Origin of the sequence: Mycobacterium sp. 29Ha (assembly GCF_032883055.1) — a bacterium.
In the GTDB taxonomy this organism is placed as follows: Bacteria; Actinomycetota; Actinomycetes; order Mycobacteriales; family Mycobacteriaceae; genus Mycobacterium; species Mycobacterium gallinarum.
Window position 1 is genome coordinate 240,406 of record NZ_JAMQTI010000001.1, and the last position, 14,376, is coordinate 254,781.

13 protein-coding genes, 1 tRNA gene and 2 pseudogenes are annotated in these 14,376 nt (G+C 65.4%); 8 read left to right on the top strand and 8 right to left on the bottom strand.

The annotated features are described in order from the left end of the window. The first annotated feature begins 52 nt into the window (after positions 1–52). From M1248_RS01215 to M1248_RS01240, 6 genes and pseudogenes are all read left to right on the top strand, one after another. Positions 53–1,207, top strand: a complete 1,155-nt coding sequence (locus tag M1248_RS01215; protein WP_317147327.1) for a sulfotransferase — start codon at positions 53–55, stop codon at positions 1,205–1,207. Then, positions 1,197–2,510: a DUF1214 domain-containing protein gene (locus M1248_RS01220; RefSeq protein ID WP_163729837.1), complete on the top strand. Its 1,314-nt coding sequence runs from the start codon at positions 1,197–1,199 to the stop codon at positions 2,508–2,510. The genes M1248_RS01215 and M1248_RS01220 overlap by 11 nt, the downstream gene beginning before the upstream one ends. A 36-nt stretch (positions 2,511–2,546) precedes the next feature. Next, positions 2,547–2,639, top strand: a pseudogene (locus M1248_RS01225) (CoA ester lyase); the annotation flags it as partial. A 101-nt stretch (positions 2,640–2,740) separates the two neighbouring features. Beyond that, positions 2,741–3,859 (top strand): pyruvate dehydrogenase (acetyl-transferring) E1 component subunit alpha, encoded by a 1,119-nt coding sequence (pdhA, locus tag M1248_RS01230; protein WP_163729836.1) that lies wholly within the window; start codon positions 2,741–2,743, stop codon positions 3,857–3,859. A 1-nt stretch (position 3,860) separates the two neighbouring features. Further along, positions 3,861–4,919, top strand: coding sequence for an alpha-ketoacid dehydrogenase subunit beta (locus tag M1248_RS01235; RefSeq protein WP_163729835.1), 1,059 nt, complete (start codon positions 3,861–3,863; stop codon positions 4,917–4,919). Continuing rightward, positions 4,916–6,100, top strand: a complete 1,185-nt coding sequence (locus M1248_RS01240; protein WP_317147328.1) for a dihydrolipoamide acetyltransferase family protein — start codon at positions 4,916–4,918, stop codon at positions 6,098–6,100. Before M1248_RS01235 ends, M1248_RS01240 begins: the two co-directional genes overlap by 4 nt. Before the next feature lies 1 nt (position 6,101). On the opposite strand, the gene M1248_RS01245 is transcribed toward M1248_RS01240, so the two are convergent. The 4 genes from M1248_RS01245 to M1248_RS01260 all read right to left on the bottom strand — a co-directional run bounded on the left by M1248_RS01245 (position 6,102) and on the right by M1248_RS01260 (position 9,838). After that, entirely contained in the window at positions 6,102–6,854 is a 753-nt protein-coding gene (locus M1248_RS01245; RefSeq protein ID WP_163729833.1) for an enoyl-CoA hydratase, read from the bottom strand. A gap of 38 nt (positions 6,855–6,892) precedes the next feature. After that, positions 6,893–7,222, bottom strand: a complete 330-nt coding sequence (locus M1248_RS01250) for a hypothetical protein (protein ID WP_163737400.1) — start codon at positions 7,220–7,222, stop codon at positions 6,893–6,895. Positions 7,223–7,321: 99 nt separating this feature from the next. After that, complete coding sequence (locus M1248_RS01255) at positions 7,322–8,770, bottom strand: PE-PPE domain-containing protein (RefSeq protein WP_317147329.1); 1,449 nt, start codon at positions 8,768–8,770, stop codon at positions 7,322–7,324. Between the two features lie 102 nt (positions 8,771–8,872). Then, positions 8,873–9,838, bottom strand: coding sequence for a hypothetical protein (locus M1248_RS01260; RefSeq protein WP_317147330.1), 966 nt, complete (start codon positions 9,836–9,838; stop codon positions 8,873–8,875). A gap of 60 nt (positions 9,839–9,898) precedes the next feature. On the opposite strand from M1248_RS01260, the gene M1248_RS01265 reads away from it, so the two are divergent. Further along, entirely contained in the window at positions 9,899–11,002 is a 1,104-nt protein-coding gene (locus tag M1248_RS01265) for an acyl-CoA dehydrogenase (protein ID WP_317147331.1), read from the top strand. A 6-nt stretch (positions 11,003–11,008) separates the two neighbouring features. Here M1248_RS01265 and M1248_RS33285 read toward each other — a convergent pair whose 3' ends face one another. From M1248_RS33285 to M1248_RS01280, 4 genes and pseudogenes are all read right to left on the bottom strand, one after another. Further along, on the bottom strand, positions 11,009–11,419 hold the full coding sequence (locus M1248_RS33285) for an IclR family transcriptional regulator C-terminal domain-containing protein (protein ID WP_410506608.1): 411 nt from the start codon (positions 11,417–11,419) through the stop codon (positions 11,009–11,011). Positions 11,420–11,731: 312 nt separating this feature from the next. After that, positions 11,732–11,821 (bottom strand): annotated as a pseudogene (locus M1248_RS33290) (IclR family transcriptional regulator); the annotation flags it as partial. A gap of 133 nt (positions 11,822–11,954) precedes the next feature. Beyond that, complete coding sequence (locus tag M1248_RS01275) at positions 11,955–13,439, bottom strand: histidine phosphatase family protein (RefSeq protein WP_317147332.1); 1,485 nt, start codon at positions 13,437–13,439, stop codon at positions 11,955–11,957. A 159-nt stretch (positions 13,440–13,598) separates the two neighbouring features. Continuing rightward, a tRNA-Arg gene (locus tag M1248_RS01280) sits at positions 13,599–13,671 on the bottom strand. A 202-nt stretch (positions 13,672–13,873) separates the two neighbouring features. Between M1248_RS01280 and M1248_RS01285 the strand changes: the two genes are divergently transcribed. Beyond that, on the top strand, positions 13,874–14,311 hold the full coding sequence (locus tag M1248_RS01285) for a group I intron-associated PD-(D/E)XK endonuclease (RefSeq protein WP_163729828.1): 438 nt from the start codon (positions 13,874–13,876) through the stop codon (positions 14,309–14,311). Positions 14,312–14,376 lie beyond the last annotated feature (65 nt).

Here is a 14,376-nt window from a genome sequence, read left to right on the forward strand (position 1 = left end):
GCGCTCTCGTAGTTGCTTGACATTGTCAAATTACTAGGGCTAGCCTTCTTGCATGGGTGCCGGGTGGCGCTACTACTTCGACTGGGCCAACTACCGCACGATGCTCAGGCTGTTGCGCGAGGAGCCAAATCCGGCGCGACGCCGAAAAATGTTCTGCGCGTTCCTGATCGGTGTGCCGACGATCGCCGCCATCCACGCCGTCTGCTTTGCGCTGGATCCCATCCTGTTCCCGTCGCTGCGCAGGACACAGGTACGCGAGCCGACGTTTTGTGTCGGACATGCCCGCAGTGGCACCACCTATCTGCATCGGTTGATGGCCAAAGACCCTCAGTTCAGCTACGTGCTGATGTACGAGATGTTCTTTCCGTCGCTTCTCGAGAAGCGGTTCCTGCGGCTGCTGTTCCGAATCGATGACGTGACGGGGAAGCGCTTCCGGCGCAGGCTCGATGCGATCGAAGAGAGCGCGTTCGCTGAGACCAATGACATGCACAAGACGGGGTTCTTCGCACCCGAGGAGGACGACTTCCTGTTGACGTGGTCGCTGGGTTCCGGCTTCTGGATAGTGATGTTCCCCTACATGGGTGAGCTGGATTTCTACCACGTCGACCGCTGGAGCGAAGACAAGCGTAGGCGTGTGATGACCTTCTACAAGGAATGTGTCCGGCGCCAGATCGTCCTGAATGGCGGAGGAACTCACCTGAGTAAGAACCCGACCTTCTGCGGCCGCGTCGAGGCCCTCATCGAGACATTCCCGGATGCGAGATTCGTTGTGCCAGTGCGTAACCCTTACGAAACGATCCCGAGCCTCCTCAAGATGCTGCAAAAAGAGTGGACGCTGCGCGGACGCGACGACCAGTTGATCAAGAACTCGCTGCGCGTTCTGGCCGACCAGTCTTTCGATGCCTACGAACATCCGCTCGAGGTGCTGGCGCGACATCCGGAAACGCGTTCGTGCGTGGTCGACTATCGGGACCTGGTGAGCAGGCCTGCGCTCACGATGCGTTGCGTCTACGAGGAGTTGGGTCTCGAGCTCGGGCCCGCGGTCGCCGAGGCAATCGACTCGGCATTGGGACAAGGCCATGAGTCGGCTCATCGATACTGCCTCGAAGAATTCGGCCTTGATCCACACGAGATTCACACCCAGTTGGCCGGCCTCTTCGAGCGCTTCAACTGGGAGACAGAAGGAGACGACGCAATTGTCAACTGAGTCAAGCGCGACCGCACTCCGCGCCGCCTGGACCGACTTGATCGACGGACTGAACAGGGCAAGGGACGCGATCGACTCACCGGATCTACACGCGCCCCCAGAGACCGAGCGGGGGCTCGCCGAGGGATACCGCTACCTACTCGGCTTCACATTCGGTGCGATCGAGCGCGCCTTGTGTGAAGACCCCGCGTTCCCATACTTCCGCCGCGCAATTCAGCCGGTGGACAAGGCGACCATCGACAATGCCGACGCGCTGTACCTGTCGGCGTCGATCGACGGTGGCGCCAGTTACCGGGTGCGGGGCAGGCTGGTGGGCCACAAGGCGCCGCAGTACATGATTTTCGAAGCGCACACCGCGTACGCCGGAGACTCGGGCACATTGGCGGAGCTCAGCCCGACCGAACGCGCCATCACTGGATCGCTCGACAGCACGGGCCTGGTCGTGGCCGACGATGGTCAATTCGAGATCCTCGTCGCCCCGGCGCGGCCCGCCGATCACGTCGGCAACTTCATCGCCTCGCGTCAGGTCATCGGCGACGACACGAAAGATGCCCGATTCTTGATCGTGCGCATGCTTTTTCACGACTGGGAGAACGAGCTATCGCCCGATCTGCAGATCGTCCAGGCCGGCAGGGAGGGTGCGCATCCGCCGCCGATCGACCCGTCTGCCGCGGCCATCAAGATGCGTCGAGTCGGCGCGATCGTCGAGAATCAGATGAAGTTCTGGAACGAGTTCTACGACGTCGTCTTGGAGGCACACGGTGACCGGAACGGCGATGGCCAAACGTTCATGCCTCGCAACGGACTCAACGAACCCGCGCGGGCGAACCTCGCGACGGGCGGCGGTCAGTGCACCAACGTCTATTCCGGCGGAATGTTCGACCTCGGCCCGGATGAGGCCCTGCTGGTTGAGATCGACGCCCCAGTCGAGCCGTCCTACACCGGCTTTCATCTCGGCAATCTGTGGGGTGAGTCGTTGGACTATGCCAACCACGTGACCAGTCTCAACGGATTTCAAGCCGAAGCAGACACCGACGGCATCACCCGGTTCGTGATCGCCCACCGCGATCCCGGTGTGCCGAACTGGCTGGACACCACTGGCCAGACGCAAGGGTTCCTCACCGCGCGGTGGACCTACCCTGAGCCTCCTGACGAACTCCCGAAGGTCAATGTCAGCAAGATGGCGTTCGGCGAGGTGCGTCCACACCTCCCCGCCGCCACCCGCGTCGTCTCTCAAGACGAACGCAATGAGCAGATCCGGATCCGTCAGGAACACGTTCAACGGAGATATCGCCAGTACTGACGCGCGACACGTCCTCACCGCCGGCCGCGATCAGATGCTGTCTTCCAATGCGAGGGCATAATGGTTGATGCCCCAGTACTGCGGCGAGCAGAGCGCATCGTCGCGTTAGCGCCACACCCCGGCAGCTAGCGGACGAGCCCCCCACCAGGGGTTCTGCTCCGATCGCCTCCGTGCTGAGCACCTCAGTCGCCTGACGGCGCGACCCGCCGTCAGTGACCCTAGGAGGCGGTATGGCAGGGATCGATGCGACCCCGCGGACGTCTGGGATAGAGCCAGGCGTCGAGCTGGATCCGATACAGCTGGTCGCGCCCGATGGGACGCCGACCGCCTCAAGCAGGTCCTCTCAATACCGACGGAACCTCCCGCCCGAGACTCTGGCCTGGCTCTACGAGTCGATGGTCGTCACCCGCGAACTCGACATCGAGTTCGTCAACCTGCAGCGACAGGGTGAGCTGGCACTCTACGCATCCTGCCGTGGTCAGGAGGCCGCGCAGATCGGTGCCGCAGCTTGCCTGCCCAAGACCGACTGGCTGTTCCCGCAGTACCGAGAGATCGGCGCGTTTCTGCTGCGCGGACTCACCCCGGCGCAGATGGGTGCGGTCTGGCGCGGCAAATGGCACGGGGGGCTGCAGTTCACCGAGAAGTGTGTCGCGCCGATCTCGATCCCGATCGGAACCCAAGGTCTGCATGCGGTCGGCGCGGCGATGGCGGCGCAACGCCTGGGCGAGGATTCGGTGACCTTGACGTTCATGGGCGACGGCGCCACCAGCGAGGGCGACGCGCACGAGGCGCTGAATTTTGCGGCCGTGTTCAACGCGCCATGCGTGTTCGTCGTACAGAACAACCACTGGGCGATATCGGTTCCGGTCAGTAGGCAGCTGGCCGGGCCGTCGATCGCGCACCGGGCCATCGGCTACGGGATGCCCGGAGTTCGGGTGGACGGCAACGACGTGCTGGCCTGTTACGCCGTGACGGCCGAGGCCGCCAAGCGTGCCCGAGGAGGCGGCGGGCCGACGCTGATCGAGGCGATCACCTACCGGATGGGTCCGCACACCACCTCTGACGACCCCACCCGCTACCGCTCCGACGAGGAACTCGAATACTGGGCGGCGCGCGACCCGATTCAGCGCTACCGGACGTACCTGCAGTCGGTAGGTGTGTGGAGCGAGCGGCTCGAGGAGCGGGTTGCCGCCAAATCGAAGCGATTGCGCGCCGAGCTGCGGGAGGCGGTTGTCGACGCCGACGATTTCGACATCACCGACGTGTTCGACACCGTGTACCACGACATCACCCCGGACTTGCTGGCGCAGCGAGAACAAGTGCTGGCGGAGATCGCGAAGGAGGCCTGACGTGACTCAGATCATCGAGCGGCCGACCTTCCACGGAGACGACGAACCGCAACGTCCGTTATTGACCACCGTGCCGGACGCCCCGACGCTGACCATGGCCCAAGCGATCAACCGCGCACTGCACGACGCGATGGCAACCGACGAACGCGTGCTCGTGTTCGGTGAGGACGTCGCCACGCTCGGCGGTGTCTTCCGGGTCACCGAGGGGCTCGCTCAAACCTTCGGTGAGCAACGGTGTTTCGACACTCCGCTGGCGGAGTCGGCAATCATCGGCATCGCGATCGGCATGGCGATCCGCGGCTTGGTACCCGTCCCGGAGATCCAATTCGACGGGTTCGCCGCGCCGGCGTTCGACCAGATCGTCAGCCATCTCGCGAAGTACCGGATGCGAACCCGCGGCGACATCGAGATGCCGGTGACCATCCGGATTCCGTCGTTCGGCGGAATCGGGGCCGTCGAACACCATTCGGAGTCGACCGAGAGCTACTGGTTGCACACCGCGGGGTTGAAGGTGGTGGCGCCCTCGACCCCGACCGACGCGTACTGGCTGCTGCGACAGTCGATCACATGCCGTGATCCGATCGTCTACCTGGAACCCAAGCGCCGGTATTGGTTACGTGAACCCGTCGACACCGTCACCCCTGGCCTGCCGATCGGGCGTGCGGCGATCCGGCGTAGCGGAGACGACGTCACGGTGGTGACCTACGGACCGCTGGTCGCCACAGCCGTCAGCGCCGCCGAACTGGCGGCGCAGCACCACGGTTGGAGTATCGAGGTCATCGACCTTCGGTCGCTGAACCCGTTGGACTTCGATACGGTCGCCGAATCGGTGCGGCGCACCGGTCGCGCTGTGGTCATGCACGAGGGGCCGCGCACGCTGGGCTTCGGTGCTGAACTCGCGGCGCGCATCCAAGAGGAGTTGTTCTACGACCTCGAGGCACCGGTCCTGCGCGCCACCGGATTCGACACCCCGTTCCCGCCGGCACGGCTGGAAAAGCTGTGGCTACCGGGAGTCGACCGGCTTCTGGATTGCGTCGAGCGGACGCTGGAGGCGCCATGACCGACCAGGTGCGGGACTTCCTCGTTCCCGATCTCGGTGAGGGGCTGGAGGACGCGACGATCACGAGCTGGAGCGTCGCGGTCGGCGACACCGTCGAGCTCAACCAGACGCTGTGCACGGTCGAGACCAACAAGGCCGAGGTGGAGATCCCGAGTCCGTTCGCGGGGCGGATCGCCGAGCTCGGCGGCGGCGAAGGTGAAACGCTGAATGTCGGTGCGGTGCTGGTCCGTATCGAGACCGACACGCCGACGGCTGTGGAGACCAAGCGTAACCCGGTCCTGGTCGGCTACGGCGCCGACGACGAGATGGACGAAACCAGGCGAACCACGCCGCCCACGTCGACACGACCACGCGCGAAGCCCCCGGTACGAAAGTTGGCATCGGAGCTGAACGTTGACCTCAACGCGCTGGTGGGCTCGGGCGTTGACGGTGTCATCACCCGCGAGGATGTCTTGACGTCGGCGGGCCGGTCCGCGCCGAGCCCCGACATGGTGGCGGTGCGCGGCGTGCGGGCGGAGATGGCCCATCGAATGTCGCTGTCGCGCAGGGAGATACCCGATGCCCATGCCAGCGTGCAGGTCGATGGGACGAACCTGGTGCGGCTGCGCGACCGCATGCGTGACCAGGTGGGCGACGACGTGTCGATCACACCGTTCGTACTCACGTTGCGGCTGTTGACGATTGCGCTCACCCACCACCAGAACCTCAACGCGACTTGGGTAAATACCACCGAAGGTCCGCAGATCCATCTGCACTCCGCGGTGCATCTGGGATTCGGAGTCGCGGCACCGCGCGGCCTGCTGGTGCCCGTCGTCAAAGACGCCCAGGACAAGACGACCCGCGAGCTCGCCGACGTGGTCGCCCGGCTGATTCGGGACGCGCGGTCCGGCACGCTCAGGCCGACCGAACTGCAGGGCTCGACGTTCACGGTGTCCAACTTCGGCGCGCTCGGGCTCGATGACGGCGTCCCGGTGATCAACTATCCGGAGGCGGCGATCCTCGGGATGGGCTCGCTGAAGCCGCGCCCCGTCGTCGTCGACGGAGAAGTCGTGGCGCGGCCGACGATGTCGCTCACGTGTGCGTTCGACCATCGCATCATCGACGGCGCGCAGGCCGCCGCATTCTTGGCCGAACTGCGCGGCCTCATCGAGTCGCCCGAACTGGCGCTGTTGGACCTCTAGCTCACCGGCGCTTGGCGGCCTCGAGTCGGCGCGCGAACTCCGGTGATTCGATGGAGGTCGCCTGCGGGCCCAGCTCGGTGTCCACCGCGATGCGGTGCTGGTCGCTGTCGACGAATCCGGGGTTGGCGGTAGCGCGCATCGAGGCTTTGGTCGCGAGAACCACCTCGCGCGGCGCAGCGGCCGGTCCCGCGGCGAGTTCGCGCGCGGCGGCCACGGGATCCTCGGCGACCTTGAGCGCGAGTCCGTGGCGCACCGCCGTCTCGGCGTCGAAGCTCATCCCGAACAGTAGCGACGCGCGGGCTACCTGCGGACCGACCGCGCGCTGCAGCATCCACGTGGCACCGCCGCCGGGATGGATGCCCAGCTTCTGAAAGCGCGGATCGAAGAGGGCGTGGGGACCGGCGATGCGGACATCCGCGGCTAGTGCGAGGTTCAGCCCGGCGCCGACTGCCGCGCCGTTGACGGCGGCGATCGTCGGCAACGTGCAGTTGGCGACCGCGAGGAATCCGTCGTAGATCACGCGCAGGCCGTCCTCGGTGGCCTCGCCGAGCGCGGTCAGATTGGCGCCTGCGCAGAACGCCTTCCCGGCGCCGGTGACGATCAGCGCATGCACATCTGTGTTGGCCTCGGCGGCATCCACCGCGGCACGCAACGCCGCAGAGATCTCGAAAGTGACCGCGTTGCGGCGGTCGGGATCGTTGATGGTGATGACGGCGACGTGGTGGTCGACGTGAACCAGTACGAGATCAGACACGCGGCTCAGCCTAGTGACCGCTCACAGCCCTCTGTGAGTCAGGCGATCGTCAACGTGACGTTGTGTAGCGCCACCGCGACATCGGTGGGCAGGATGTCGACGAACGTCGCGGCGTCGCGCTGGGCGGGGCCGGAAGCGATGACGTTGCCCGGAAAGCTGGGGCTGCACGGGAAGTTGTGGCAGCGGTACCAGAACCCGGGCGCACTTTGATACGGAAACATGCTCGGGGCCTGATTGACGCGGTAGTGGCCCGGCGGGATGAACGCCGTCGCCCATCCGTCGCGCGGATTGGTGGTGACGTTGAAGACGCCGTTGCTGCCGTAGCTCGGTGGAGCGGCGTCCGCAGGGACGGCCAGTCCCAGCGCCATCAGTGCGGCGCCCGCTGCCGTCGCGACCTTCGTCTTCACGTCGTGGAGTGTATCCACAGCGTCGCCCGGCCGAGGCAGATCTCGCGACGACAGCACCCGTCACGCCGCCGCGGCGCCACCGTTGTTCGCGTCGGTGGATCCGCCGGGTTCGGTGCCGTCGCCGGCGCCGTTCCCGCCGGCTGGCTCGGTCGGCGACGGATCTGTCGGCTGTTCGACGTTCTCGCCGTCCTTCGGTTTGTCTGGCACGGCGCCGACAGGGCTTTCCGAGCCCTCTCCGAGGGTGCCGGGCTTGACCTTGAGTCCGTCCCGAACGACGTTCAGCAGGGGCTTGTTGGTCAGTTTCGGCTTCTGCGGTTTCAGATAATCCGGCACCGCGGTCGCCTCGGCGGCCTGCTCGAGTTGCTCGGCGATCGAAGGCTTGTCTTCCGCCGCAAATGGCTCGGCCGTGTCGGTGGTCGGCTCAATCCTGTTCATAGACGGCGGATTTTCCTGCCGCAGCGGACCGAGCGCCGCGGCGACCGTGCGCTCGATCACGCCGGGAAGCTTCGCCAAGGCGGTCACGATGTCAGCGCTCGACGGCAGGAACGCCCCGGGTCGATAGGCGCTGGGATCGCTCGGAATCGGGTTGCCGCCGTAGTAACCGAAGTCGACGGCCAACTCCAGAACTGGATTGAGGACATCGGCGATGTAGTCACCGAAGTAGGTGCGAATCAGCTTGGTCAGCGGCAGCTCGTCCGTCGTATAGGTGACATACGTGGTGTTGTCCCGCGTCGTGATGTAGGCCGTGATTCGGTCGCTCGGCGAGCTGCATCGCGCGTCGGGGCAGTCCAGCACGGCGCCGCTTTCGGTGATCGCGCACGTGTTGGCGTTGCACGTGACCGACGGTGTGCCGTCGGCATTGACCGGCAGATCGATCTCCGCCTGATTCAGGCGCGTGTTCAGGTACGCCGCCAGCGAATTGACCGCCGAGAACGGGTTCAGCACGTAGGAAGGGGCATTCGAGTTGTAGTCGTACTGGTAGCCGACGTTCACTGCCGCCTGGGCCGGAACCTCGCTGGGGGTGGGAATGGGGTTGACCCCGATGAGGGCGAACCACGGATACCGGGTGCCGAAGCCGCCGTCGGGACGAGCGACGTCGTTGTCCAGAATGAAGACGGTGTCCGCGTAGGCCGGATCGTCCCTCAGCAACAGCAGACTCGCGTTCGCCGCACCCCAGCCCGAGGCGAGGACGGCGTTCTGCTCGCCCGCGTTCTCGTCCAGCGCAGCCCTGATGCCGGCGGGGCCCTCACGGAAGTTCACACGGACGATGTCCGTGCCGTCGGCCCCGGTGTACATCGGGTCGCGGAACTTGCCGCCGAAGAAGTTCTCGACGCCCTCTCCGGTCGGATTTGTCGAGCTCCCGACCACGATGAGTGCGGCCAGGTCGACAAGGGACGCGGAGATGGAGGCGGGTTGCGTGACCGCAACGGCGCCGACGCTGGTAGCGACTCCCACCGCGACAGCGCCGATCGCGACCTTGAGCGTGCGCTTTCCGTCAGACTTCGCCATTGATCCGCCCCTTGTAAGCATTTCGCAGCAAACGTATTGCCGACGGGCATGTTACGCGAGATCGCCACTTCTCGGCACTCGGGATGTCCGTGATTTTGCCGATCAGGCGCCCACTGCTTCGTCGAGCACAGCGGCGGACAGTCGGCACCCCGTATGCACGTCCCGCCACAGGCGGGTAACCGGATCGGTCACGTCGAGCGCATGGCGACTGTTGCCAAGGATGTGGTCGGCGGCGGACCTCGCCCTGGCCACCGCTTGCCGATAGGCCCGGGCGTCGGCCGCTTCGGCCTCCGGACGCCGCAACGCGTCGACGATCTGGAGCCTGGTCGCGTCGATGTCGGAGGCGGCCCGGGCCACTTGCGCAGGGGCGGCGTTGGCGAGCTCGCCGCCGCTGTAGGACGTAGCAAGCCGAGCCCGCATCTGTTCGACGTGGTGGCGCCAGACTCCCTCGGCCGCCCCTGTCACTGCTGCGGCCGCACCGGCCATGGCGATTGCCGCGGCACGGTGGTCACTTGGAAAGGCGTGGCTGTCGTCGACGACGTGACCGGCGATCGTCACGTCGCAGACGCCTGCGACGGTGAAACCCTCGCGATGCGGTTCGATCCGTGCGGCGGCACGCGGCACGAGGACGCGGCGGGCGTTCTCCGTGGGCAGCACCAGCCAGTCGGCATATTGGGCGCCGACGACCGATTCCCACCGGCCGACCAGCCGCTGATCGGGCCCGACGGCACCCGAGCCGCGATAAGCGATGGTAGCCACCGCTTCCGGATCCGAACCCCATACCGCGTGGACAACAGCCTCTGGGAGAGTCGCGATTTGGTGGGTGGCCGCATGGAACATCGCCGCGAGCCACCCGAGCGATCCGTCGAGAGACGCGAGTTCGCAGATCTGCGAAACGAACTCGTCGGCACCCAATTCCGACCCGCCATGCCGCGCCGGGCGCATCGCGTGGCCGGCTATCGAACCGTGCAGCCCGACAAGTGATTCAGCCGTGACCGCGTCGGATTCGCTGGCCAGCTTGCCGAGAATGACGCGGACGACGCGCGGCACGGTCGTCTGCTCGGCCATACTCACCTCCACGCGGGCGCCGAACTGGTATTGAGAAATCGTGGCACGAAAAAGGCAGCTGTGAAGCAGACTACGACGCCGTCGGTGCTCGATTCGGTTCGAGAGTTGATTCCCGAGATCGCCGCGGCCGCGCCAGATGTGGACCGGCGACGCGCGGTCGACCCCGAAATGATCGCGCGCCTTCAGGACACCGGCTACTTCGCGCTGCTGCGACCGCAGGGTTTTGAGAGCGAGGGCGACCCCGACGACTATCTGACCGCCACGCATGAACTCTCCTCGGCGTGCATGTCGACCGGCTGGCTCGCCGGATGGCTGGCGATGAACAGCTGGGGGCTGTCGGTGCGCAACGAAAGGGTGCAGCAGGACATCTGGGGTGACGACCCGCGCACGCTGCTGTGCTCGTCCTACGCCCCGACCGGACGGTTGGAGTCCGTCGACGGCGGGTTCCTACTATCCGGTCGATGGGCCCGATGCACCGGCGCGCGCCATGCGGCGTGGTTGAGCGCCGCGGCGCTGCGCGTGGGGCCTGACGGCGCCGCCCAGGACTTCATGGCAGTGCTGGTGCCGCAGGCTGACTACGTGATCGAGACGACCTGGAATGGGTTGGGACTGAGGGGGATTGGTGCGGACGACGTCGTCATGTCCGGCGTATTCGTGCCAGAGCATCGCGCGTTCAGCTGGCTGAACTTCGATCCGAACGCTGCGACGAAGCTGCTGGACCGGTTGCCGCAGCCGACGTTGTACACCCTGGCCGGAACCATTCCGCTGCTCGGGGCGGCGCAACGAGTGCTGGCAGAGCGGGCGCCGGACTCTTCGACACCGCTGGATCCGATCGCGATGGCCCGCGCGGACATTGAACTGTCGATGCTTCAGATCAGACGCAATCTAGCCGATCTGATGGACCGCGTTCGCGCCGGCGGATATCCGGATGCGGAATTGGTGCTTCGCGCGCGTCGGGACCAGGTGATGGCGTGCGAGCGGGCGGTCGCGGCGATCCGCACGGTCGTGCACAATCCGGGTCCCCACGCTGATCACGCTCTGCTGGAACGAATCTGGCGTGATGTGCAAACCGCGCAACGCCACGTGTCGAGCAATGTGGAACAGGTACTTTCTGTGGCCGGTCGGTTCGCGATGGGTCTCAACGTGGATGACCTCATCTGGTAGCGCGGGTCACACCCAGTCGTCGGACGACAGGGTGCGTAGCACCCGCGACATCATGTCGTCGGTGACGGTCGTGGAATCGGTGTCGTTCCGCGTTGCGGGTATCGCCCTGCCGATGTGCTCCGATATGCCTCTTGCAGCGCGCGTGAGGAACGGCGCCATCCGGTTGAGCCAGCGGGCGGGCATCGGGCCGGTGAGGGAGAGACCGGCCACCTCGCCGTCGGCCATTCGGATGGGTGCTGCGACGCTCGACAGACCCACGGCCAGTTCCTGGTCGTCGTAGGCGAGTCCGTGCCGGGATCGGATCAGCGCCAGCTCCCGGTGCAGCGTGGCCAGGTCGGCGATGGTCGCCGGGGTGCGCTTGGGGAGCGGATCGGCCAGGATCGCGTCGACGTCCTCGGCGGGCTGCATGGCCAGCATCGCCTTGCCCAGCGCGCTGGCGTGGGCGGGGGTGCGGCCCGCGACGCGTGTCGGAATCGCGACATCGCTGCTGCCACCGACCTTGTCGAGATAGACGATGTCCGCTCCCAGCAGCACGCCGAGATGTACGACGAGGGATGTGTCGGCGGCAAGACGTCTGAGCACCGGCGACGCTATGCCGCGCAACTCGGAGTGATCGACGGCGCGATTCGCCGAGAGAGACGACGCAGCAAGGCAATAACCGTCCGGCCCGCGGGTGAGCAACCCTGTCGCGTGAAGTTGATTGAGGATGCGGTGAGTCGACGAACGCGGCAGGCCGGTGTGGGAGGCCACGTCGTCGAGGCGTAGCTGCTTTCCGGCGCGGTCGAACGAGTTGATGATCAACGCGACCCGCGCCACCATCGACGCCGGCGCGTCAGACGCACTGTTCGCAGGACCGACCAAGGCCCCTCCCGTGTCGCGGTTGAGTCAGTTCACTGTAGGTGGCAGAAAAACAGTCGGCCCCTTGCAGGGGCAAGGGGCCGACTGCTCTCATTTACGCCGCGTTGCTTTGCGAACCTCCGCCGTCACTATCACTGTCACTGTCACTGTCACTGGGACCGGTGCTGCCTGCGGTGCCGGTGGTGCCGACCGTTTCCGAGGTGGTGCTGTCCTCCTTGTCAGCGGCACGTTTCGGAGTAAACCTCGAGACGAAGTCGCGGACATCGTCGGCCGTGATCGGACCACGATCACCGGCCCGAGTAGGCCTCGTGGTGCGCGCCGGTACGGACTCGGCACCTTCGCTCGCCTCGTCAGCGTCGACCGCCTCTGACTTCTTGGTGGAGCTGCGTGGCTTGGCGCCGAACGAGCTCGTGGCAGCGGAAACGCGCGCGGCGATGTCGGTGGATTCCGCCGTCGCCGAGTTGTCGGTCGTCGCTGTGACCGAGGCGACCTGGCTGTGCGGTGTCGGGGTGTTTTCGGTGTCACCGGACTCGGCGGGTTGCGACGTCAGCTTGCTAATCTCGTTGGTGATTTTGGCGGTGACGGCGCGGCTGAACTTGGCGAACGAGAACTGCGTGTCCGCGGCGCCGCGATTGACCGCGGTGAGGATCGTCCTGACGTCCCGCGTGGCGAACGCGTCGGCGACCTCATCGAAAGTCGCGGTCAGCTGACGCGTCAAGGTGCGCTGCTGAAGCGCGATTTCGGCGCTGAGTGTGGGTTCAGGGCTGAACCGCTGCCCGTTCCAGTCGACCAACGTCCAGCCGTCTTCGTTGTTGCCTTCGATGACGACGTAGTCGGTGTTGCCCAACGCAGCCGTCTGCAGCAGCTGTAGCTTCTGGATCGGGGTCAGGTTGTTCACGTTCATCATCGTCCAGAACATGATGGCGCCGCCGTGCGAGTACACGATCGCGTTGCGGTCACCGTTGTCGTACATCGTCTGCAGCGCACCGTCGACCCTGGCGTCGAACACATACCCGTTGAGTCCATCCGTACCGGGCATGACGGTGCCCTTGTTGAAACGATCCACTGGGATCTGGGGGATGACGCCGGGCAGTGCCCACCCGATGGGATACAGCCCGTACCCCCGCGAAGCGTTGGCCTCCGGGGTGCCCTCGAAGACACCGGCCTCGATCTCCTGAAGGCCGGGTAGCACCTGCACCGGCAGGCCCAGGTACTGCGACATCGGGGCCGCCGTGAGCTGGGTCCGCACCATCGTGGATGCGTAGATGGCGTCGTAGTTGTTGTCGCCGAGTAGGTCGACCACATCTTCAGCCTGCTGCTGACCCAACGGGGTGAGCACCGGGCCCGGGGTCGACGTGTCGATCAGTCCGGAGGCATTGCCCTCGGATTGACCGTGGCGGACGAACGTCACCCGCATCGTCTCGGCCGCCGAGGCGGGCACCGCCGCGCCAACGAGCATGGCGATCGCGGCCACAACGACGCCGAGGATCCGGTACATCGCCGTTCTGCGCTGACGCCCTGGCAACCTCACTGGTATTCGTGAACCCGCCTGGATGGCGCCTTCAGACGCACCGTTCATTGAGCAATTCCTCCCGCCGTTGGTGTGGACAGCTCACGGTGAACGGAAGGTGAACACGGGACAACCCGCAATCTCATTCAGCGGGACTTGCGCGTCGCAACGAGCGAGCTATGCGGTGTTCAGGCGCGGTGTCGCGTGTGGCGAGCGCTCCTCATTTTGCGCCCCCGGCAGGATTCGAACCTGCAACCTACGGAGTAGAAATCCGCTGCGCTATCCGTTGCGCCACGGGGGCAAGTGATACGACACGCGACCCAGAAACTACCGACGTATCGCAACGACACCTACATGTAGCCGTCGTTCTCCTTTCACATACGCCTCCCGAGCAGGGCGAAACCGGGTATTGGGTCACTCTGTCGGTGAGCTACGAAGGCAGCGCACCTACCTTAGCCGAACTCCCGCAAACCGATTGATGGGTCATCGATTACTCTAAAACGATGGCGCACCACACGAAAGACAAGGGTGATTTGGGCATCGCCAAAGCCCATGCCGATTTGGTGAGTCAGGGATTCACGGTCTTGTTCCCGGCGACGGAGCATGCGCCGTTCGACCTCGTCGCGTACGCAGCGGGAGAATTCAACCGTCTACAAGTGAAGTATCGATCGGCGCGCACAGGCGCCGTCACCGTCACGTTCCGATCCATGTGGGCGGACCGCAACGGGACGCACACGACACGGATGGATAAAAGCGCAATCGATACGGTGTGCATCTACTGCCCGGAGACCGACGAGTGTTACTACATCCCGCCCGATGCGTATGGCGCATCGGTCACGCTCCGGATAGCGCCCAGCAGGAACGGCCAAAAGGCGGGAGTTCTGGACGCTGCAGCCTTCCGTAAGCTGCCGAGTCCGCTGACGCGTCGCGACAGCCACTAAAGGCCCGTCGCACTCCCGCGCAGCGGACTAGCGTGGTGACCACCGAATGGGCCTATGGGAAGGGG

Excerpts from the sequence above, each read along its gene's own strand:
- M1248_RS01275 (WP_317147332.1), bottom strand. The coding sequence starts at position 13,439 with ATGAACGGTGCGTCTGAAGGCGCCATCCAGGCGGGTTCACGAATACCA.
- M1248_RS01240 (WP_317147328.1), top strand. The coding sequence starts at position 4,916 with ATGACCGACCAGGTGCGGGACTTCCTCGTTCCCGATCTCGGTGAGGGG.
- M1248_RS01250 (WP_163737400.1), bottom strand. The coding sequence starts at position 7,222 with ATGGCGCTGGGACTGGCCGTCCCTGCGGACGCCGCTCCACCGAGCTAC.
- M1248_RS33285 (WP_410506608.1), bottom strand. The coding sequence starts at position 11,419 with ATGCTGGCCATGCAGCCCGCCGAGGACGTCGACGCGATCCTGGCCGAT.
- M1248_RS01255 (WP_317147329.1), bottom strand. The coding sequence starts at position 8,770 with ATGGCGAAGTCTGACGGAAAGCGCACGCTCAAGGTCGCGATCGGCGCT.
- M1248_RS01215 (WP_317147327.1), top strand. The coding sequence starts at position 53 with ATGGGTGCCGGGTGGCGCTACTACTTCGACTGGGCCAACTACCGCACG.
- M1248_RS01260 (WP_317147330.1), bottom strand. The coding sequence starts at position 9,838 with ATGGCCGAGCAGACGACCGTGCCGCGCGTCGTCCGCGTCATTCTCGGC.
- pdhA (WP_163729836.1), top strand. The coding sequence starts at position 2,741 with ATGGCAGGGATCGATGCGACCCCGCGGACGTCTGGGATAGAGCCAGGC.
- M1248_RS01285 (WP_163729828.1), top strand. The coding sequence starts at position 13,874 with ATGGCGCACCACACGAAAGACAAGGGTGATTTGGGCATCGCCAAAGCC.